Raw genomic sequence first — 20267 nt, 5'->3', positions numbered from 1 at the left:
GCGAACAACACCGCGATCTGACCCCGCTCACCCGCATCCAACCGACGACCCGGCATGCAACCACCCCTCCGTTGCAACAACCGTATGAAACCGCCGGGTCTCGATACGCCCCTGCGGGGCTACTCGACCAGCATGAAGGGCGGGGCGGCGAGGGACTCGGTGAGGAAGTGCAGGAGCTCGCGCAGCAGCGCCTCCTTCGAGTCGGCACGGCGGTACTCGTGGCCCTCGCCGTCCAGCTGGAGGTAGCGGACCGGGCGGCCGAGCTCCTCGAGTGCCGCGACGATCTGCCGGGCCTCGCCGATCGGGACGTTGGTGTCGAGCTCGCCGTGCACGACGAGCAGCGGCACGTCGATCGCGGCGGCCGCGTTCAGCGGCGACAGCTCCTCGAGCAGCTCCGCGTCGTGCTCGGGGTGTCCGTACTTGGTGACGGCGGCGGAGGCGATCCACGGCTCGGTGTCGCGGTAGAAGGTCTGCAGGTGCGACATCCCGCAGATGTCGACGCCGGCGGCGAAGACGCCGGGCGAGAAGGCGAGCGACGCGAGCGTCAGGTAGCCGCCGTAGGAGCGGCCGGTGACGGCGATCCGCGCCGGATCGGCGATCCCGGCGTCGACGAGGTGCGCGGCGGCCGCGAGGACGTCGTCGAAGGCGCCGCGGCGCTTCTCCACGTCGTCGGCGTGCACGAAATCGCGGCCGAAGCCCGAGGAGCCGCGCACGTTCGGCGCGAAGACGGTGATCCCCGCGGCGGCGACGGCCTGGTGCTGGGCGGAGAAGGTGGGCCGCTCCTGCGACTCCGGACCGCCGTGCAGGCTGAGCATCGCCGCTCCCGGCCCCGTCGCCCCGGGCGCGCGGTAGAGCCAGCCGGAGAGCGCGAGGCCGTCGCGGCCCGCGAAGCGCTCGAGGGTCGGCACGATCAGCGGCGGCGCGTCGAGTGTCGGCACCCCGGTGATCCGGGACCACTCGTGGGTCGCCGTGTCCAGCCGCCACAGCTCGCGCGGGCGCTCCGGGCCCTCCACGCCGAGGATCACCGCGCCGCCGTCGCGGGACAGCACCGGCGTCGTCGCCACCAGTCCCGGCAGCCCGGTGACCGGGACCCGCGCGCCGGTGGTGGTGTCCAGCAGCTCGATCTCGCTCGAGCCCGCGACGTTCCAGACCAGCATCAGCATCCGGCCGGCGTCGTCGGCGTCCAGGCCCTCGAGCTCGGCGTCGTCGCGGGCGGCGAGGCGGCGGATCCGGCCGCGCCAGCCGTCCGGGCCGAGCGGCATCGCGACGAGCTGGCGCCGCGGAAGGTCGACGTCGGTCGCGAGGTAGGCGACCATCGGGCTCTCGGTGTCGTGCAGCGGCGAGGGGCGCAGCAGCGCGACGTCCGTGGATCCGGTGCCCGAGTCGGGCAGGAGCGCGTGGTTCTCGTTCGTCAGCCGGTCGACGACCACGCAGTACTGCTGGCCGCGCTGGCCGTCGCGGACCACAACGAGGCGCTCCTCCACCGAGAGGTCGAGCACCGAGATCAGGTCGCCGTCGACGAGCGGCTTCCGCTCGCCCGTCACCGGGTCGACCAGGAAGGAGCGTGTCGGCTGCTCCGGCTCGGCCGACGGGATCGTGACGACGACGTGGTGCCCGCTGCGCGTCCACGGCCCGAGCTCGGCGTGGGCGTCGCGGGAGCCGGCGATGCGGCGGGCGTCCGAGCCGTCGGGGCGGACCACCCAGACCTGGCTGCGCACCCCGCCGTCGGTCGCGACGAGGCAGGCCAGCCAGGCGGAGTCGGCGGACCAGGAGACCTCGAGCACCGGATCCTCCGTGAGCGCGATGCGGCGCGCCTCGCTCGGCTCGGCCCCGACGACGACGTCCTGCACCCAGACCTCCGGCGACCCGCCGCGATCGCTGAGGAAGGCGACGCGGGCGGCGTCCGGGGTCATCGTCGGACCCCAGCTGCCCCAGGCGTGCACGAGTCCGAGCGCGAGCTCCTCGGCGGCATCCAGACGGTCGGCCTGCAGCGGATCGGTGAGCGGAAGCGTCATGCCTCCATCCTCCGGCACCGCTCAGCCGACGCCGTGCTCCTGGAGCCAAATCTCGAGCAGGGCGAGCTGCCAGAGCTCGTTCGAGCCCAGGCGGGTGCGGGTCGCGTTCGGGTCGGCCAGCAGCGCATCGACTGTCGCGGGATCGAAGATCCCTCGGCGCCGCGCGGCCGGGTCGGTCAGCGCCGCCCGCACCCGCTCCAGATAGGGCCCCTCCAGCTGGCGGATGGCCGGCACCGGGAACGAGCCCTTGGTGCGGTCGATCACCTCGTCCGGCACGATGCCCCGGACGGCCCGCTTGAGGATCCCCTTGCCGCCGTCGGCGAGCTTGAGCTCCGGCGGGATCGTGCCGACCAATTCGACGAACTCGTGGTCGAGGAACGGCACGCGCGCCTCCAGGCCCCAGGCCATCGTCATGTTGTCGACCCGCTTCACCGGGTCGTCGACGAGCATGACCGCGGTGTCGTTGCGCAGCGCCGCGTCCACGGCCGTGTCGGCGCCGGGGCGGGCGAAGCGCTCGGCGAGGAAGGCGGTCGCGGCATCGGGGTCCCCGCGCCAGGCGGGGGCCAGCAGCGCCTGCAGCGCGGAGAAGGGGCGGTCGACGAAGACGTCCGCGTAGGCCTCGACGGCGCGCTCGCGCGGCACGTGCGCCAGGGGCGGGTACCAGTCGTAGCCGCCGAGCACCTCGTCGGCGCCCTGACCCGACTGCACGACCTTCACGTGCTGCGAGACGTCCTCGCTGAGCAGGTGGAAGGCGACGGCGTCGTGCGAGACCATCGGCTCGCTCATCGCGCCGACCGCCGCGTCGATCCCGGGCAGCAGCCGCGCGGAGTCGATCGGCAGGCGGTGGTGGTCGGTGCCGAAGCGCTCCGCGACCAGGCTGGAGTACTCGAACTCGTCGCCGGACTCGCCGCCCGCCGCGTCGAAGCCGATCGAGAAGGTCTGCAGCCCGGTCTGGCCGGCCTCGGCGAGCAGCGCCACGATCAGGCTGGAGTCGATGCCGCCGGAGAGCAGCACGCCGACCGGCACGTCCGCGACCATCCGGCGCGAGACGGCGGTGTGGAAGGACGCGAGCAGCGCCTCCTGCCAGTCGCGCTCGCTCCAGGCGGCGCGGTCGGGATCGCGGGCGAACACCGGCTCCCAGTAGACGCGCTCGCGGCTCGTGCCGTCCGGCTCGATCACGCGCACGGTCGCCGGCGGCAGCTTGGTGACGCCGGCGAGGATCGTGCGCGGGGCGGGCACCACCGAGTGGAAGCTCAGATAGAGCATCAGCGCGGTGCGGTCGATCGAGGTGTCGACGCCGCCGGCCGCGAGCAAGGACTGGACCGTCGAGGCGAAGCGGATCCGCTCGCGGGTCTCGTCGAGGTAGAGCGGCTTGATGCCCAGGCGGTCGCGCGCCAGCACCACCCGGCCGGACTCGCGCTCGACGATCGCGAAGGCGAACATGCCGAGCAGGTGGTCGACGCAGTCCTCGCCCCACTGGGCGTAGGCCTTGCCGATCACCTCGGTGTCGGAGTGCGAGAAGAAGCGGTGCCCCTTCCCCTCCAGCTCGGCGCGCAGCTCCCGGTGGTTGTAGATGCAGCCGTTGAAGACGATCGTCAGGCCGAGCGCGGCGTCGACCATCGGCTGCGCGCCGGCCGCGGAGAGGTCGATGATCGCCAGCCGCCGGTGCCCGAGCGCGACCGGCCCGGCCGCCCAGAGCCCGTCGCCGTCCGGGCCGCGGTGCGCGAGGCAGCCGGTCATCCGGTCGACGGCGCCGATGTCGGCGCGCGCGCCGTCGAACCGGATCTCGCCCGCGATGCCGCACATCTCAGCCTCCGACGATCCAGGTGTCCTTCGCGCCGCCGCCGCGCGAGGAGTTGACGATCATGCTGCCCTCCGCCGCCACGCGGGTGAGCGCGAGGTCGGCGAGGCGGACGTCGCCGGGCCCGGTGCCGGTGACGAAGACGAAGGCGCGCAGGTCGACGTGCCGCGGCTGCAGGTCGGTGCCCGAGAAGGCGGGCAGCGAGGAGAGCCGGACCACCTCCTGGGCGACCCAGGCGCCCGGGTCCGCCGCGATCTCGGCGCGCCGCTCGGCGACCCGCGCCGCGGGGGCCGACGGGCCGATCATCACGCCGCGGCCGCCGAAGCCGTCGACCGGCTTGGTGACCAGCTCGCCGACCCGCTCGAGCACGATCCGGCGCTCGGCCTCGTCCTCGGGGCGGTAGGTCGGCACGGACTCGAGCAGCGGGCGCTCGTCGAGGTAGTAGCCGATCAGCTCGGGGACCGCGCAGTAGAGGGCCTTGTCGTCGGCGACGCCGTTGCCGGGCGCGTTCGCCAGGTACACGTCGCCGGCCGCCGCGACCTCGAGGATCTCGCGGCCGATCGGGCGGTCTCCGGCGACGAGGTCGGCCAGCTCGACGTCGAGCCGCAGGTAGAGCGCGTCCACGACCGTGCCGCCGGCCAGGACGCGGCCGCCCTCGACCGTGACGTCGCCCGCCTCGAGCAGCAGGAGTCCCGCGCCCTCGGCCAGCCGGCGGTGCTCGAACCAGGCCGAGCTCGACGCTCCGCTGGAGAGCAGCCCGAGCACCGGGTCCGCGCGCTTCGTCCCGTGGGCGAGCGTCGCGCGCAGTCCGGCGAGCGCCGTCGACGCGTCGAGCAGGCCCGCGGGGCGCGGCAGATCGGGCAGCACGTCGTCGAGCAGCGCGCGGATGCCCAGCGCGTAGGCGAGGCCGCTGGGGTTCCGGAGGTTGTCCTCCAGCACCCGCCAGCCGCCGAACTCGTTGCGGACGAGGTCGAAGCCCATCACGGCGCCGCGGACGGTGCCGGCGGGCAGCCGCGCGGCGTCCTCGCTCCAGCCCGGCGCGCCGCGCAGATCGCGGACCACGCCGGCCCGCACCGCCCGGCCCTCGCCGTAGACGTCCTGCAGGAAGCACTCGAGGGCGCGGGCGCGCTGCTCGAGCCCCGCGGCGAGCTCGCTCCACTCGTGGGCCTGGAGCACGCGCGGGACGAGGTCGACCGGGAACGGCCGGTCCTCCTCGCCGACTCGGAAGGTGAGCCCGGCCTGCTCGACGAGCCGGTCGCGCGACTCGTGCAGGGTCTCGAGCCGTTCGGGGCCGAGGCCGCGGAAGTGCTCGAGGATCGGCTGGTAGGCGCTCTTCGCGCGGCCGCCGGTCGCGACGGCCTCGTCACCGGCGCGGACGCGGTAGGTGCGCAGGCTCGGGGCCGGCAGGATCGGGCCGCTCGCAGGGCCGTGCGTCTCGGCGACCACGGCGTCGACCACGGCGTCGAGGGTGCCGCGCTCGGCGAGGACGGCGCGCTGGCGGTCGGCGGAGTTGCCGCGCGCGATCAGCGCCTCGGCGAGCGCGCGCACCTGCTCCAGGTCGCCGAGCTCGTCCAGCGCGGGCTGGAGGCGGGCGATCAGGCTGCGCAGCGCCTCGGCGGCGGGAACCGGACGGGGGTGCTCGGTGTGGTCGAGCAGCGGACCGGAGAGACCGCCGCGGGCGGCCTGCCAGGTGGCGGCGCGCTGGATCGGCGGCGGCGTGTGCCGGAACGGGCGGCCCGCCTCGATGTCGAGCTCGGCGGTGCGGACGAGGCCGCGGAAGAGCCCGGCGATCAGCACCGCGTCGTCGACGATCGGCATCGCATCGCAGACCCGCAGCTCCAGGGTCGGCGCGTGCGAGGAGGGGCGGACGTCGAAGTAGGCCATCTTCGAGTCGGCGATGACGCCGGTGGCGATCAGGTCGTCGAGCAGGCGGTCGTACTCGGCCGCGGACTCCAGCGGCCCGGTCGCGCCGGCGCTCGGCCAGCGCTGCCAGATGATCGTGCGGATGCTGGCGTAGCCGGTGTCCTGGCCGTTCCAGTAGGGGCTGCTCGCGCTGGCGGAGAGCAGCACCGGCAGGTCGCGGGCGATCCGCTGGGCGATCTGCACGGCGAGCTCGCGGTCGGAGACGCCGACGTGGATCTGGGTGCCGCAGATCAGCTGCTCGTCCACGAGCATCCGGTACTGCTCCTGCATGCGGCCGTAGCGGCCGGTGCTGGTGAGCTCGAAGTCGCCGTGCTCGGAGCGCGGCGCGGTGCCGACCGCGGCGATGCCGATCCCGTCGGGCGCCGCGGCGTCGATCACCGCGCGCCGGAGCGAGATCAGCTGCTCCCGGAGCCCGTCGAGCGAGTCGACCACCGCGGTGTTCGTCTCGACCGTGGTCCGCTGCAGCTCGGCCGAGAAGCTCTCCTTCGGCAGCCGGGCGAGCACCTGGGGGGCGTGCGGGGAGAGCTGCCTCGACTCGAGATCGATGAGGTGGAGCTCCTCCTCCGCACCGAGGGTCAGTTCTGCGCGCATGCGCTCACCGTACGACCCTCATGTTTCGGGCGGCTACCGGGTCGCCCGCGAGCGGCGCGGAGGACCGGGATCACGGAGGTCTCGGCAGGGAACCGGCTGTGGCGCGACAGCCCTCGATCCGGCGGGCCCGCGACCATACAATCGTGAATAGGAGGTGGTGGCGCATGTCTGATCTGCACGTGATCCCCCCGAAGGAATGGCGCAGCGAGCTCGCTCGAGCGAGGACACGCCGCGACCACGGCAGTGACGAGTTCCTCGCGGCGGTCGCTCGGGTGGCCGATTCCGGCGTCTCGCAGACCGAGATCGCGGGTCAGCTCAGGGCGTCTCAGCCGCAGGTCTCCCGATGGGCGGCGAAGGGTCGCAGGATCCTCGGTCTCGTCGCGGAGGGCCGGATGCTCGGCCGCTCGCCGTACCACGTCGCCGAGCGCTACTCCCGCGGCGAGATCTCCCGCGAGCAGGTCGTCGAGGCGCTCACGACCTGGCAGTACGTGACGGCCGAGACGAGGACGGGCGGCCTCCACGAGGATCTCCTCAATGTCGTCGCCGGCTCGTTCGACGAGGTCCAGGCGGCGTCACTCGACGACCTGATCGACGAGGACGTCTACGCCGCTGCGCTCGACGCCCTGAGGGCGCAGACCGCGGCCTTCCGCCAGACCGACGGTGAGTAGCAGCAGCGTCACCGATCGGGTCGACGAGCACCGAGCGGTCCTCCAGGCCCTGACCACTGCGGGCGGAGCGATCGGCGCGGAGAGCCCTCACGCCTCCCAGCGGAATGCGGAGTGGTTCGACCAGGAGACCCGCCAGCCGCTCCCCGGCCGGGACACTGCGCAGAGGGAGATGATCCGGGCTCTCCGCGCGGGGGCTCCGGACGTGCGTCGCGATCGCGAGGCGATCCTCCTGGCCGGCCCGCCCGGCGCGGGCAAGACGACGGCTCTGGACGAACTGCTGGCGAGCACCCGGACGACCGCGGCCGACTGGCGCATCCTCAACGCCGACGACGTCAAGGACCTCCTCCTCAGACGCGCCCTGGAGGACGGCAGCTACGAGTCCCACCTCACCCCTCCCGATGTCGCCGCGGTCGAGGCCGACGGCGAGAAGGTCTGGCCGCGCGAGCGTGCAGCGCTCGTGCACGAGGAGTCGTCGATGGTGATCAAGCGCGCCCGCGACCAGTCCGTGCGACGGGGCGAGAACGTCGTCGTCGACGGGACGCTCGCGAACGCGGACGCCGGAAGGAACCTCGTCGAGCGTCTCGAGGGGCAGGGCTACCGCGTCCGCGTCGTCCTCGTCGACGGCCCGCGCGCTGTCACGGAGGCTCGAGTCGCGGACCGCTGGGCGCGGGGCTACCGGTGCGCCGTCGACGGGATCGCCGACCCGGGCGATCCGGACCTCCTCGTGCTCGGCGGTCGGTGGGTGCCCGCGCAGGTGACGGATGCGCTCTACCGCGACGGCGACGACGCCTCGATCTGCACGAGCTCGGCGCGAGTGATCGCGGAGAGCTCCGCGGCGGTGACACAGCTCGACGTCTACCGGATCGCCCGGCCGAGCGGGACGCCCGAGCTCGTCGAACGGCGCATGGGCAAGCACGAGGACGGCCGCTGGATCGCCGTCGAGCGCTTCGGGACGGAGGAGCTCCGCTCCGAGAGGGGACGACGGGAGACGGAGCGACGGGAGATCCCCTGACGCACGCGACGTCAGCGGGCGGTGCGCGCGCGGATCTCGAGGTCGATCTGCGAGGCGTCGAGGGCGGCGAGCACCGAGGCGAGGACGTCGGCGTCGAAGGTGCCGTTGTCGCGGGCGTCGAGGAGGTCGGAGCGCTGGGCCGCGATCACGGCGAGCCGGTGCCGCTGGGCCTGGAGGAACGCCTCGGTCCGCGGGGCGTCCGGGGCGGGCGGCGGCTCCTGGACGGCCTCGGCGCTGGTGCGCAGGAGGGCGAAGACGCGGGTGCGCTCCTCCTCGCGGGACCTCTCCTCGGCCGCCTCGTCGACGTCCGGGGCGATGGCGCGCAGCAGCGGCCCGACCGTGCCGCCCTGCAGCAGCAGCGACAGAGCGGCCACCGCGAACGCGATCAGCACGAGGACCGACCGCTGCGGGGTGTCCTCGGGCAGGGTCTGCGCGGCGGCGACCGTGACGGCGCCGCGCATCCCGGCCCACACCACCGCCGTGCCCTCACGCCAGCCGAGCGGCGCGCGGACGAAGTACTCCATGTCGGCGAGCATCCGGGTCAACCGGGTGCCGAAGCGCTCGAGATCGCGGGCGGTCGGCGACCGGCGCCCGCGGCTGATCCGCTTCAGGCTCTCCTCGCGGCCCTCCTCGGTGCCCATCTGCTCCTGCAGGCCCTCGACGCGCGGGCGCATCCGCTCGCGCAGCCGGCCGCGGCTCCTCAGCACGCCGAGCAGCGGGGCGACGTAGGCCGCGCGCACCAGGATCGTCAGCAGGAGCGCGCCCACCGCGATCAGCACGGCCGGGCCGACGCCGGCGTGGTCCTCCTCGACGCTCGTCACGATCGCCCGGACCTGCAGGCCCATCGTGAGGAACACCGTGCCCTCGAGCACCAGCTCGACCGTCCGCCAGTTCTGCGAGTCGGACAGCCGGTTCTGCGGCGAGAGCTCGCGCGGCGCGCGGATGCCCGTGACGACGCCGGCGACGACCGCCGCGACCAGTCCCGAGGCGCCGAGGAGCTCGGCCGGGACGGAGGCGAGGAAGGGCACGGTGAAGGACAGGATCGTGTTGACCGTCGGGTCCTGCACCCGGCGGCGCACGGCCAGGTTCAGCCAGCCGACGAGACCGCCGACGATCCCCGCGATCAGCACGGAGTAGCCGAACGAGCCCAGCGCGCCCCAGAAGGAGAAGCTCGCCGCGGCGGCCGCGATCGCGGTGCGCAGCAGCACCAGGGCCGTCGCGTCGTTGAGCAGGCTCTCACCGTCGAGCATCGCGACGACCCGGCGCGAGACGGAGGTGCCCTTGACGATCGACGTCGCCACCGCGTCCGTGGGGCTGACGATCGCGCCGAGAGCGACGCCCCAGGCGAAGCCGAGATCCGGCAGGACCAGCTGGAAGAACAGGCCGAGCACGAGCGAGGTGCCGACGACCAGCAGCACCGAGAGTCCGCTGATCGCACCGAACTCGCGACGGAAGTTCATCGCCGGCATCGACACCGCGGACGAGTAGAGCAGCGGCGGGAGCACCCCGGCCAGGATCCACTCCGGCTCGATCTCGATCGGACCGACGACGGGCAGGAAGCTCGCGGCCACCCCGATCCCGACCAGCACGAGCGGCGAGGCGACGCCGAGGCGCGGGCCGACGACGGCGGCGCCGGCGATCACGACCAGCGCGAGGACCAGCACCACCAGGAGCGGGGTCACGCGTGCCCGGCGGCGTCGGAGGCGGCGTCGGAGGCGGGTCCGACCGCGCCGCGGCGGACGTCCTCGAAGAAGTCGGGGCGGAGCACCCGCTTCTCGATCTCGAAGGCGCCGCTGCTCCAGCCGTCGCCGAGGGGGTGCTCGGGATCCAGCAGCACGTGGCCCGGAGTGGCGCCACGGCCGAGGGCGGCGGCGATCGACCGGTCGGGGTCGTAGAGCGCGTGCTCGACGAGCGGGGCGAACACCTCGTGGGCGGCGAAGTCGGCGGGGGCGCCGAGGAAGACGGGCATCAGCTCCTCTCCCTCCCGCAGGCCGTTCGGCCACCAGCGGAAGCGCTCGACCAGCTCGTGGCAGGAGATGCAGGACGGCGAGAAGAAGACGAGGTGCGTCGGCGGGTCCGCCCACTCGGCGAGGGCGATCGGCTCGCCGGCCGCGGTGAGGAGGGCGAGGTCGTCGATGTCGCTCGGGGACGCGGGTGCCGGAGGAGGCGTCGAGGCGGCGGGTGCTCGCGCGGCGAGCCGGTCGCGCACCGGGACGAGTGCGAGAGCGAGCAGCACGGCGATCAGCGCCGGGACTCCGGGGACGAGCAGCTCCGCCGGTGCGCCGGCCCCGACGAGCCCGGCGAGCGCCAGCGCGAGCAGGACGGCGTTCCGCGCGACCGTGCGGCCGGTCATCCTGGCGTCGCCGAGGCCGCCGAAGCACTCGCACTCGACCGGCTCCGGGGCGCGGACCGCCCGGATCGCGACGACGAGGAAGACGACGTCGACCGCGACCGCGCCGAGCAGCGCGCCGCGGTGCAGCGGTGACGGGGCGAGCAGGATCGCGAGGCCGAGCGCGATCTCGACGACGGGGAAGGCGCGGGCGAAGAGCGGGCCCGCGGAGAGCCGGGCGGGCAGACCGAGCGCGGCGAGGCTCGCGCGGAACCGCTCCGTCCGCCCGAGCTTCAGCACGCCGCTGACGACGAGGACCGCACCGGCGGCGGCGCCGGCGACCGCGAGCAGGACCTCGAGCGCTGACGCGAGCATCCGTGTCCCTCCCCGCACCCGACGGTGCCCCCGCAGAGCACGCTACCGGGCGGAGGGCGCCGTCAGGAGTCGGGGCCGATCAGGAGTCGAAGCCCAGCCCGAGCGCGTCGAGGGTCCGCAGCAGCGGGTTCCGCCGGCCGCCGTCGTGGTCGGCGCGGTCGAGAGACCAGCGGGTGGCCTGGATGCCCGCGGTCGCGAACGGCTCGGGCGGGAACGGCAGCGGGCGCTTGCGGACCATCGCCAGCTCGGTCCGCTCGGTCGGCTCGCCGGCCAGGAGGTCGAGGAGCACGTCGGCCGCGAAGGCGGTCGTCCCGACGCCGAGGCCGGTGTAGCCCGCGGCGTAGGCGACGCGACCGGCGAGCGCGGTGCCGTAGAAGGCGGCGAAGCGGGTGCTGGTGTCGATCACGCCGGCCCAGCGGTGGCTGAAGCGCAGGCCCTCGAGCTGCGGGAAGGTGGTCAGGAAGTGCGCGGCGAGGGCGCGGTCGGTCTCCGGGCGGTCCTCGTAGGCCGAGCGGATCCGGCCGCCGGGGTGGTACACGGCGTCGTATCCGCCCCAGAGGATGCGGTCGTCGGCGGTGCGGCGGTAGTAGTGGAACTGGTTGGCGACGTCGCTGAGGCCCTCGCGGCCGGTCCAGCCGATCGAGGCCAGCTGGGCGGCGTCGAGCGGCTCGGTCATCAGGACATGGTCGTAGACCGGGACGGTCATCAGCCGGGTGCGCGCGAGCAGGGAGGGGAAGGCGCTGGTGCCGAGGATCGCCTGATCCGCCGCCACGGAGCCGCCCGCGGTGCGAACGAGCACGCCGACGCCGTCGCGCTCGAGGCCGAGCACGCGGCTGTCCTCGTGGATCTCGACGCCGAGCCCCTCCGCGACGCGCGCCAGCTCGCGGACGAGCTTGCCGGGGTGCACCAGGGCGCACTGCTCGGCGGGCGCGGCGAGACCGGCCAGGAAGGTCGGCGAGTCGACCAGGGCGCGCACCTCGGCGGTGTCGAGGAAGCGGCCGCCCGCGACACCGTCGCCGTCCGCGAGCGGGCCGACCTGGTACTCCTCCACCGCTACCGCGAGCGAGCCGGTTCGCTCGAAGTCGCAGTCCATGCCGTAGCGGGCGACGGTCGCCTCGATGTCGTCGAGGTTCCGCACCCCGAGCTCCTCGAGGCGGGCGGCCTCGGCGGGCCAGCGCGCGAGGCCGTTCTCGCGGCCGTGGGTGAGGCTCGACTCGACGAAGCCGCCGTTGCGACCGGAGGCGGCCCAGCCGAGCGAGCGGGCCTCGAGCAGCACCACGCGGCGGCTCGGGTCGCGCTCCTTCGCGCGCAGGGCGCTCCACAGGCCGGTGTAGCCGCCGCCGACGACCACCAGGTCGGCGCGGACGGCGCCGGCGAGGGCCGGGCGCGGGGCTTCGGGGTCCTCGAGCCAGAACACCCCGCGCCGCGTGCCGGCCAGGGCGGCGTCGACGACGGTGGGATCGGGGGCGGATCGTTCGAAAACCGTGCTCGTGAGGGCCATAGTGCCTCCATTACGTCAGTTATCCGGTCGTTTCGCAACCGGATCCGTCGTTCCGGCGCGGGACTCCCGGGCAGGTCGTCCGCCGCGGTCGTACACTGCGAGGGAAATCGGAGGGGACATGCGAGGACGCCGACCGCGCGACGGGAGACGCGACGCGACGGCGACCCCTCCGGCCGCGACCCCTCCCGGCGCGACTCCGCCTGGCGCGACTCCGCCTGGCGCGACTCCCCCGGACGCCGTCGGCGACGCGCCGCACGACGTCTCCCCCGGCATGCGCATCGCCGCCGCCTGGGGCTGGCGGGTGCTGGCCGTCGCGGCGCTGCTCTGGCTGGTCGTGAAGCTGGTCGCGCTGGTGCCGGTCGTCGTGGTGCCGGTGCTGATCGCGATCCTGGTCACCGCGCTGCTCACTCCGCTCCGCGACCGGCTCGAGCGCTGGCGGCTGCCGCGCCCGCTGGCCGTGCTCGTCTCGATCCTCGCGCTCCTGCTCGCGCTGGTCGGCCTCATCGGGCTCGTCGTCGTCCAGTCGCGCGCGGGCTTCGGCGGTGTCGGGCAACGGGCGCTCGACGCGGTCGACGACGTGGAGGCCTGGCTGCAGGGCCCGCCGCTCGGCTTCTCCGACGTGCAGCTCGGCGACTGGGCGCAGAAGGCGATCGACTGGGCCGACAGCCAGGCGTCGACCATCGCCTCAGGGGCCCTCGCCGTCGGCTCGCAGGTGGCCGAGGTGTTCGCGGGCGCGCTGCTCACCCTGTTCTCGCTGATCTTCCTGCTGCTGGACGGCCGGCGGATCTGGACCTGGTTCCTCCGCCTGATGCCGCGCGCCGCGCGCCTGCCGCTGGAGACGGGGGCCGCGGCCGGCTGGCGGACGCTGAGCCAGTTCGTCCGGGCCCAGCTCGGGGTGGCGGCGATCAACGCGATCGGCATCGGGATCGGCGCGCTCGCTCTGCAGCTTCCGCTGGTCGTGCCGATCGCGATCGTGGTGTTCCTCGGCTCCTTCGTTCCGTTCCTCGGTGCGATCGTGACGGGGGCGCTCGCGGCGATCGTCGCGCTGCTGTTCAGCGGACCGGTGGCGGCGCTGATCATGATCGGCGTCGTCGTCGTCGTGCACCTGCTCGAGGGGCACGTGCTGCAGCCGCTGATCCTCGGCTCGGCGGTCAAGGTGCACCCGCTCGCCGTGGTGCTGGGCGTCGCGACCGGGCTCGAGGTGGCGGGACTGGCCGGCGCGCTGTTCGCGGTGCCGGTGATCGCGACGCTGAACTCGGCGATCACGGCGATGCGGCGCGATCCGGAGCAGCTCGCTTCGGAGCCGCTCCCGACGGAGCGCCCCGCGTGAGCCGGCACCCCTTCGACCCGGCGGGCGTCCCCGGGTCGGCGGTCCTGCCCGCGCTCGCCTGCCCGGTCTGCAGGGCGGGGCTGGCGCCGGACGCGCTGCCGCGGCCGACGCTGCTGCGCTGTCCGCTCGGACACAGCGCGGATGTGGCGCGCCAGGGCTACGTCTCGCTGCTGCGCGGCAGGCACGCCACCTCGGGCGACACCGCGGCGATGGTGCAGGCGCGCGACGTGCTCCTGAGCTCCGGGCACTACCGGCTGATCCAGGACGCGGTCGCCGCCGCGGTGCCGGCGGACGCGGGGCTCGTCGTGGACCTCGGCTGCGGGACCGGCGCGTACCTCGCGGCGGTCCTCGAGGCGCGGCCGGAGGCGAGCGGGCTGGGGCTCGACCTGTCGGCGGCGGCCGCGAGGCGGGCTGCGCGCGCGCATCCGCGTGCCGCGGTGGCGACGGCGGACCTGTGGCAGCCGCTGCCGCTCGCCGACGGCTGCGCGGACGCGCTGCTGACCGTCTTCGCGCCGCGGAACGCGCCCGAGATGCGGCGGGTGCTGCGGGCGGGCGGGGTCGCGATCGTGGTGACGCCGCGCGAGCGGCACCTCGGCGAGATCCGCCCGGTGTTCGGGATGCTCGGCATCGACGCGGGGAAGGCGGAGCGGCTCGACGAGCAGCTGCAGGGCTTCGAGCGGGTGGCGCGCGAGGAGCTGGACTACGCGGTCGCGATGACGCCCGGCGAGCTGCGGGCCGAGGTGCTGATGGGGCCGAGCGCGCACCACGTCGACGCGGCGGCGGTGGATGCGCTGCTGGCGGGCCGCTCGGCGACGACGACGGTGACGGTCGCGGTGACCGTGTCGGTGTACCGCGCGGGCTAGGCGGAGCGGCGCGGGGGCGCTGGTCGCCTCACGGATCTCCCCCTCTCACGACGGTGCCTCTCCAGGGAAGAGACGCTCGCGGACATGCTGGTCGAGTAGCCCCACAGGGGCGCATCGAGACCCACCGTCATCAGCAAGGCCGGTCTGCAGGCTCGTCCTTCTGACGCGAGTGGGTCTCGATACGCGCGCTGCACGCGCTACTCGACCAGCAAGAGAGGCGACACAAGCCGGTCGAGCACCCCGCAGGGCGGCCGTTCATGCTGGTCGAGCAGCCGCCTCCGGCGGCCCTCCCCTGCTGGTCGAGTAACCGCCTTCGGCGGCGTCTCGAGACCCACCATCACTGACAGGTTCGGGAGCGGGTCTCCTCCACACTCGCGATCCGACGACGTTGTCCCCGATCAGCCCATGGTTCCGACCCGGTTGTCGGTGGCCCCTGATTCAATACGCGTATGTCAAAAGATGAGAACGCAGCAGCACTCGCGGAGGTGCGCAACTGCTTCGACGACTCCGCGGCCGCCGAGCGCGCCGCGTCCCCGACGCGCCTCAGGGCCGCAGAACGGATGCACCGCGGCTACCGCGTCGCCCTCACCGTCCCGGAGGCGTTCGCCCGCGGCGCGTCCCGGAGCGAGACGCGAGATCTCGTCGAGCGCTCCATCCGCGCCGAGCTCTCGGCGACGGTCGGCGTCTCCGAGCGGGAGGTCTCCCGCCGCCTCGAGACCGCCCAGATGCTGATGGAGCACCTCCCGCTCACCCGCGCGCTGCTCTGTGACGCGCGGATCCTCTGGGAGGCCGGCGAGGCGATCTGCAGGACCGCGAGCAGCCTCCCGGAGAACTCCCGCGCGGCACTCGACGAGCGCGCCGCCGACGCCGCCCTCACGATGACGACGACCCAGCTGCGCCGCGCCCTCAGCCGCTGGCGCGAGGAGCTGCACGAGCAGCCCCTCGCCGAACGGCACGCGCGCGCCCGGGAAGACCGCGCCGTCTGGGTCACGCCCGACGTCGACGGGATGGCGACGCTCTGCCTTCACGCCCCCGCGCCGGCGGTGATGGGCGCCTACGACCGACTCCGCCGCATCGCCCGCACCCTCCGCGACGACGGCGACCCCCGCACCCTTCAGCAGCTCAGCGCCGATGCCGCCGTCGACCTGCTCTGCGACGGCGACATCGCCGGCACCACGCCGAACGCCGAGCATCGCCCCGACCCGACCTTCGTCCCCGGTGTCCGCGCGGAGGTGCGGCTGACCCTCGCAGTGTGCACCGACGCGGGTCTCGATGACGCCCCTGCGGATCTCGACGGCTTCGGGCCGGTCCCCGCCGAGATCGCCCGCGAGCTGATCCGCACGGCGGCCTCCTTCACCCGCGTCCTCACCGATCAGGACACCGGCGCCGTCGTGTCTGTCGGCCGCACCTGGCGCGTCCCGCCCGCGCAGATGCGCCTGCACCTCCAACTCCGCGATCAGACCTGCCGCTTCCCCGGCTGCACCCGGACTGCCGCGACCAGCGAGGCCGACCACACCCTCGAGTGGCGCAACGGCGGCGAGACGTCCCTCGAGAACCTCGTCAGCCTCTGCACGTCCCACCACCACGTCCGGCACGGAGAGCAGTGGAGCTACGACCGGATCGACGACGACGGGACGCTCGAGTGGACGAGCCCCACCGGCCGGCGGATCAGCAACCGGCCACCGCCATTGCCCGGCCGGCCGCCCGAACGGCCGCCGGGGCCCCGCTTCGACACTGTTCCCGCACCGTTCTGACGGTGGGTGGATCTCGATACGCCCGCTCCGCGGGCTACTCGATCAGCATGCAGCGCGTGTAAGGCGCGTCAGCGCTCACCGATTCATGCTGGTCGAGTAGCGCGCAGCGCGTATCGAGACCGGGCCCCGGCAGACCGCGGATCTCGATACGCCCGCGAGGCGGGCTACTCGATCAGCAGGGGGCGCGGAGCGCTCCACTCGATCGGCAGCGGTGTCAGTAGCTCTCGCGGCGGCGCTCCTGGTCGACGACCGCGGCGCGGTCGGAGAGGGCTCGCAGACCCGCGAGGGGCTGGGCCATCCGGTGGTTGCCGCGGAGGACGGGCTCGGTGCGGTCGAGGAAGGCCCAGTAGCCGGCGGTGACCGGGCAGGCGTTCTCGCCCAGGCGCACCTTCGGGTTGAAGCGGCAGCCGCCGCAGTAGTCCGACATCTTGTTGATGTAGGCGCCGCCGGAGGAGTACGGCTTGGTCGCGACGATCCCGCCGTCCGCGTGCTGGGACATGCCGATCACGTTCGCGGGCATCACCCACTCCGTGCCGTCGACGAAGACGTCGACGAACCAGTCGTTCAGCTCGGCCGGGTCCCAGCCGCGCTGCAGGCCCCAGTTGCCGAGCACCATCAGCCGCTGGATGTGGTGCGCCCAGCCGTGCCGGCGCACGTCGTCGAGGGTCTCGTGCAGGCAGTTCGCCTCGATGCCGGCCGGATCGAGGTCGAGCAGCTGCTGCGGCAGCGGGGCCTTCGCGCCGAGCGCATTGCTGCGCTCGCGGTAGTCCGGGCCGAGGTGCCAGTAGAGGTGCCAGACGTAGTCGCGCCAGCCGAGGATCTGCCGGACGAAGCCCTCGACGCTCGCGAGCGGGGCGCCGCCCGAGGCGTGCTCGGCCGCGGCGGCGTCGATCACGGCGCGCGGATCGAGCAGGCCGAGGTTGAGCGGGGCGCTCAGCAGCGAGTGCGCCATCGTCCAGTCGCCGGAGAGCATCGCGTCCTCGTAGGTGCCGAAGTCGCCGAGCCGCGACGAGACGAAGTCGGCGAGCGCCGCCTCCGCCTCCGCGGGGGTCGCCGCGAACCGGCGCGGGCCGTCCTCGCCGACGAGGCGGATCGCGCCCTCGCGCTCCCAGCGGGCGAGGTCGGCGCGCACCTCCTCGTCGATGTCGTCCTCCTCCGGCCACCACGGGTCGGGCAGCCCGAGCCGCGACGCGCCCTTGGGCGGCGGGTTGCGGTTGTCGTGGTCGTAGTTCCAGCGGCCGCCCTCGGGCTGGTCGCCGCGCATCAGCACGCCGGTGCGCTCGCGGCTCCAGCGGTAGAAGTCCTCGAGGAGGAGGCGCTTGCCCGACTTCGCGAGCGCCCACTCGCGGAAGTCCTCCTCCTCCGTCACGAAGCCGCGGCTGGGCAGCACGCTCATGCCCAGCCGGCGGGCGAGGCGGCGGCCGCCCCGGGTCGGCGGGTCGATCACCTCGAGGTCGTCGCGGCCCGCGAGCCCCTCCGCGAAGGTCTCGGCGCGGACGTACTCGACGCGGTCGCCGAGCTCGCGGCCGCGGTGACGCAGGGCCGAGAGCAGCAGCTGCGCCTTCGCGCGGTGCATCGGCCGCCGACCGAAGGCCGAGCGGGCCTCGACGAGCAGCATCGGGCCACCGTCGTCGAAGAGGGGGCCGAGCTGGCCGATGACGCTCCAGCGGGTGCGTGCAGTCCGTGCAGTCATGCTCGGAGGCTAGGCGGCGGCGGACGGGTCGCGACAGGAGTTGCGCTCGGGGCGGGGAACGGCGAAGCGCCCGGGACGCCGACGTGTCGCGGACGTGCGCCGGATGTCAAGGTGCGCGGATGTGCAGCCGCGACGGCTTGCACCGGCGGACCGGGTGCAGGATCGTCGACTGCATCCACCCGACGCGATGAGGCGAGGAGCCCCGCCATGGCACACGACGACGAGTTCGAGACCACCACGACCACCGAGAGCGGCGGCACGACCGAGGAGACGACCCGACGCGGCCGCCACCTCGCGGACGGCGACGCGGACGGCCACGGCACGGACGGCCACGGCACCCACGGACACAGCACCGACGGACACAGCACCGACACCTCGGCCGAGGGCGAGTACACCGAGACCGACGGCGTCTCGCACACCGACGGCGAGCGGGAGGGCAGCTACGTCGATACTTCCTCGCACGAGGAGTCGAGCACCGAGAAGGGCAGCTACGTCGACACCGAGGGCTCCGGCCCCGACTCCACCGGCGAGGGCGAGTACACCGACCGCGACGAGTAGTCCGCGGGTGCGGGCCGGCCGTCGGTGCTGGCCGGCTGTCAGTGCTGGGCGGCAGCCCGCTCCGCCGCGATGAACGCGGCGATCGCGTCGGCGCCCGGATGGTCGTCGGCGCTGATCGTCACCACCGCGTCGCCCGCGAAGACGAGCAGCTGGCCGTAGGCGCCGTGCAGGCGCCAGCTCGCGCCGGGGCCGTCCCAGCCGGCGAGGGCGTAGCGCCGGTAGCCCGGGCCGGTGCCCGCGGCGACCCAGTCGGAGTGCATCAGATCGCTCCACTCGGGCGCGAGGATCCGCGCGCCGCGCCAGAGGCCGCGATCGCGGATCAGCCGGCCGATCCGGGCGGTCTCCTCCGTGCGGAGCGCCAGTCCGCTGCCGGCGACGATGCGGCCGTTCGGGCAGCGCTCCCACTCCGCGCCCTCGATCCCGAGCGGTCGCAGCAGGCGGCGGTCGACGTACACGCCCACGTCGCCGACCCGCGTCTCCAGGAGCCGCATCGCGGTGTAGCTGCTGGCGTTGGAGTACTGGAAGACGGGCCCGGCGGAGGGCCGGCGGAGGAACTCGACGGCGAGGTCCGGCCAGTCCGTCATCAGGGTCGGCGACCACGGCAGGTCGATGCCGCTCGTCATGCTGAGGAGCCGGCGGAGGGTGAGCGCCGCGACTCCCTCACCCAGGTCCGCGGTGACGTCGGCGGTCAGGGATCCCAGTGGCTCGTCGAGAGAGATCAGGCCCTCGTCGACGGCCAGCCCCGCGGCCAGCACGCAGACGCCCTTGGCGACGGAGTGCACGTCCTCGCGGACGTCCGGCGCCCAGCGGTGCTCGGCCGTGTCGTCGCCGATCAGCACGTGCAGGCCGTGCGCGCCGAAGCCGACGGCGTCGATGTGCTCGACGAGGCGGTCGCGGAAGATCTGCGCTGCGGTCACCGGGACAGTCTGCCCGGCGCGGACGCTTCCTAAGATCGTGGGCATGGACGAGGACAGCGCGCGGGGCACCTGGCGGCGCGAGCCGAGCACCGTCGTCGTCGCGGACACCGGTGCGCCGACGCGCATCGCCGAGCCGTTCGCGATCGCGGCCGGCAGCGTCCGGCTCGAGGCGCCGCACGAGTTCGCGCCGCACCGGCACGCGCTGCACGAGCTGGTCTGGGTCCGCGGCGGCACCATGACCGTCCGGCTCGAGCACCGGATCCTGACCGTGCCGGACGGCTTCGGCGTCTGGATCCCGGCCGGCACGGAGCACGCCGGGCGGACGACCGCGCGCACCGCGCTCTGCGACGCGCTCTTCGATCCGGAGCGCTCCCCCGTGCCGATCACGGCGCCGGTCCTCGTCGAGATCACCCCGGTGCTCGCCGCGCTGCTCACCCGGCTCGCGCGGACAGACCTCGAGGCGGCGGCGCGGTTGCGGGCGGAGGCGGTGGTCTTCGACGTGATCGCGCCGTCGGCGGAGCAGTACTCCGTCACCGTGCCGCAGGGCGAGCGGCTCGCGCCCCTGGTCGCGGCCCTCCTCGACGACCCGACCGACCGGCGGACGCTCGCCGACTGGGCGGAGCACCTCGGCGTCGGCGAGCGGACCCTCTCGCGGGTCCTCCGCGCGCAGACCGGGCTGTCGTTCCTGCAGTGGCGCCAGGCGCTGCGGGCGCACCGGGCGCTCGCGCTGCTGGCGGAGGGGCGCAGCGTGCAGGACGTCTCGGAGCTGATGGGCCACACGCACCCGAGCACCTTCATCGCGGCGTTCAAGCGGGTGATGGGGACCACACCGGGTGCGTTCGCGCAGGATCAGCGCACGGCCGCTTCCTGACCGGTTGCGGCCGCACCTGGCCGGAACGCTCTATCCGGTGTCGTCGGCAGTCGATTGCGGTCGGTG

The 20267-nt window shown here is 74.1% G+C and carries 15 protein-coding genes; 7 read left to right on the top strand and 8 right to left on the bottom strand.

Annotation, left to right across the window (positions count from 1 at the left end; all coding sequences use genetic code 11):
• Positions 1-119: 119 nt before the first annotated feature.
• Genes EDF36_RS20470 through EDF36_RS20460 form a run of 3 tightly spaced genes read right to left on the bottom strand, consistent with a single transcriptional unit; the run spans position 120 to position 6330 of the window.
• Complete coding sequence (locus EDF36_RS20470; protein WP_123734427.1) at positions 120-2015, bottom strand: S9 family peptidase; 1896 nt, start codon at positions 2013-2015, stop codon at positions 120-122.
• 21 nt (positions 2016-2036) lie between these two features.
• A complete protein-coding gene (locus tag EDF36_RS20465; RefSeq protein WP_123734426.1) occupies positions 2037-3821 on the bottom strand; it encodes an N-acetylglutaminylglutamine amidotransferase in 1785 nt (594 codons plus the stop codon).
• A 1-nt stretch (position 3822) separates the two neighbouring features.
• Complete coding sequence (locus EDF36_RS20460) at positions 3823-6330, bottom strand: glutamate--cysteine ligase (RefSeq protein WP_123734425.1); 2508 nt, start codon at positions 6328-6330, stop codon at positions 3823-3825.
• A 164-nt stretch (positions 6331-6494) separates the two neighbouring features.
• Between EDF36_RS20460 and EDF36_RS20455 the strand changes: the two genes are divergently transcribed.
• Together EDF36_RS20455 and EDF36_RS20450 are read left to right on the top strand one after the other, a co-directional pair.
• Positions 6495-6998 carry a hypothetical protein gene (locus tag EDF36_RS20455; protein ID WP_123734424.1) on the top strand — a complete coding sequence of 168 codons (504 nt, stop codon included), beginning with the start codon at positions 6495-6497 and terminating at the stop codon, positions 6996-6998.
• Entirely contained in the window at positions 6991-8010 is a 1020-nt protein-coding gene (locus tag EDF36_RS20450) for a zeta toxin family protein (RefSeq protein ID WP_123734423.1), read from the top strand. The genes EDF36_RS20455 and EDF36_RS20450 overlap by 8 nt, the downstream gene beginning before the upstream one ends.
• 11 nt (positions 8011-8021) lie before the next feature.
• On the opposite strand, the gene EDF36_RS20445 is transcribed toward EDF36_RS20450, so the two are convergent.
• The 3 genes from EDF36_RS20445 to EDF36_RS20435 all read right to left on the bottom strand — a co-directional run bounded on the left by EDF36_RS20445 (position 8022) and on the right by EDF36_RS20435 (position 12215).
• On the bottom strand, positions 8022-9692 hold the full coding sequence (locus EDF36_RS20445) for a sodium:proton antiporter (protein ID WP_123734422.1): 1671 nt from the start codon (positions 9690-9692) through the stop codon (positions 8022-8024).
• Positions 9689-10714 (bottom strand): peroxiredoxin, encoded by a 1026-nt coding sequence (locus EDF36_RS20440; protein WP_123734421.1) that lies wholly within the window; start codon positions 10712-10714, stop codon positions 9689-9691. Before EDF36_RS20440 ends, EDF36_RS20445 begins: the two co-directional genes overlap by 4 nt.
• A 79-nt stretch (positions 10715-10793) precedes the next feature.
• On the bottom strand, positions 10794-12215 hold the full coding sequence (locus tag EDF36_RS20435; protein WP_123734420.1) for an FAD-binding oxidoreductase: 1422 nt from the start codon (positions 12213-12215) through the stop codon (positions 10794-10796).
• Positions 12216-12486: 271 nt separating this feature from the next.
• Here EDF36_RS20435 and EDF36_RS20430 point away from each other — a divergent pair, with 271 nt between their 5' ends.
• The 3 genes from EDF36_RS20430 (at position 12487) to EDF36_RS20420 (ending at position 16162) form a co-directional block, all read left to right on the top strand.
• Positions 12487-13545: an AI-2E family transporter gene (locus EDF36_RS20430; protein ID WP_221181705.1), complete on the top strand. Its 1059-nt coding sequence runs from the start codon at positions 12487-12489 to the stop codon at positions 13543-13545.
• A complete protein-coding gene (locus tag EDF36_RS20425) occupies positions 13542-14408 on the top strand; it encodes a methyltransferase domain-containing protein (protein WP_123734418.1) in 867 nt (288 codons plus the stop codon). The genes EDF36_RS20430 and EDF36_RS20425 overlap by 4 nt, the downstream gene beginning before the upstream one ends.
• 449 nt (positions 14409-14857) lie before the next feature.
• On the top strand, positions 14858-16162 hold the full coding sequence (locus EDF36_RS20420; RefSeq protein ID WP_123734417.1) for an HNH endonuclease signature motif containing protein: 1305 nt from the start codon (positions 14858-14860) through the stop codon (positions 16160-16162).
• A gap of 214 nt (positions 16163-16376) precedes the next feature.
• On the opposite strand, the gene EDF36_RS20415 is transcribed toward EDF36_RS20420, so the two are convergent.
• Entirely contained in the window at positions 16377-17855 is a 1479-nt protein-coding gene (locus EDF36_RS20415) for a cryptochrome/photolyase family protein (RefSeq protein WP_123734416.1), read from the bottom strand.
• A 207-nt stretch (positions 17856-18062) separates the two neighbouring features.
• On the opposite strand from EDF36_RS20415, the gene EDF36_RS20410 reads away from it, so the two are divergent.
• Positions 18063-18413 (top strand): hypothetical protein, encoded by a 351-nt coding sequence (locus tag EDF36_RS20410; protein WP_123734415.1) that lies wholly within the window; start codon positions 18063-18065, stop codon positions 18411-18413.
• Between the two features lie 38 nt (positions 18414-18451).
• Here EDF36_RS20410 and EDF36_RS20405 read toward each other — a convergent pair whose 3' ends face one another.
• Positions 18452-19330, bottom strand: a complete 879-nt coding sequence (locus EDF36_RS20405) for a serine hydrolase (protein ID WP_123734414.1) — start codon at positions 19328-19330, stop codon at positions 18452-18454.
• Positions 19331-19373: 43 nt separating this feature from the next.
• Between EDF36_RS20405 and EDF36_RS20400 the strand changes: the two genes are divergently transcribed.
• Positions 19374-20201 carry a helix-turn-helix domain-containing protein gene (locus tag EDF36_RS20400; RefSeq protein WP_123734413.1) on the top strand — a complete coding sequence of 276 codons (828 nt, stop codon included), beginning with the start codon at positions 19374-19376 and terminating at the stop codon, positions 20199-20201.
• The last annotated feature ends 66 nt before the right edge of the window (positions 20202-20267 follow it).

Origin of the sequence: Rathayibacter sp. PhB152, assembly GCF_003751395.1 — a bacterium.
Taxonomy (GTDB): Bacteria; Actinomycetota; Actinomycetes; order Actinomycetales; family Microbacteriaceae; genus Rathayibacter; species Rathayibacter festucae.
This window is presented reverse-complemented; position numbering and strand designations above follow the sequence as displayed.

What these genes read in the sequence shown, in the direction of transcription:
- EDF36_RS20470 (WP_123734427.1), bottom strand. Translation starts at nt 2,015, where the DNA reads ATGACGCTTCCGCTCACCGATCCGCTGCAGGCCGACCGTCTGGATGCC.
- EDF36_RS20465 (WP_123734426.1), bottom strand. Translation starts at nt 3,821, where the DNA reads ATGTGCGGCATCGCGGGCGAGATCCGGTTCGACGGCGCGCGCGCCGAC.
- EDF36_RS20460 (WP_123734425.1), bottom strand. Translation starts at nt 6,330, where the DNA reads ATGCGCGCAGAACTGACCCTCGGTGCGGAGGAGGAGCTCCACCTCATC.
- EDF36_RS20455 (WP_123734424.1), top strand. Translation starts at nt 6,495, where the DNA reads ATGTCTGATCTGCACGTGATCCCCCCGAAGGAATGGCGCAGCGAGCTC.
- EDF36_RS20440 (WP_123734421.1), bottom strand. Translation starts at nt 10,714, where the DNA reads ATGCTCGCGTCAGCGCTCGAGGTCCTGCTCGCGGTCGCCGGCGCCGCC.
- EDF36_RS20435 (WP_123734420.1), bottom strand. Translation starts at nt 12,215, where the DNA reads ATGGCCCTCACGAGCACGGTTTTCGAACGATCCGCCCCCGATCCCACC.
- EDF36_RS20430 (WP_221181705.1), top strand. Translation starts at nt 12,487, where the DNA reads ATGCGCATCGCCGCCGCCTGGGGCTGGCGGGTGCTGGCCGTCGCGGCG.
- EDF36_RS20420 (WP_123734417.1), top strand. Translation starts at nt 14,858, where the DNA reads ATGTCAAAAGATGAGAACGCAGCAGCACTCGCGGAGGTGCGCAACTGC.
- EDF36_RS20415 (WP_123734416.1), bottom strand. Translation starts at nt 17,855, where the DNA reads ATGACTGCACGGACTGCACGCACCCGCTGGAGCGTCATCGGCCAGCTC.
- EDF36_RS20410 (WP_123734415.1), top strand. Translation starts at nt 18,063, where the DNA reads ATGGCACACGACGACGAGTTCGAGACCACCACGACCACCGAGAGCGGC.
- EDF36_RS20400 (WP_123734413.1), top strand. Translation starts at nt 19,374, where the DNA reads ATGGACGAGGACAGCGCGCGGGGCACCTGGCGGCGCGAGCCGAGCACC.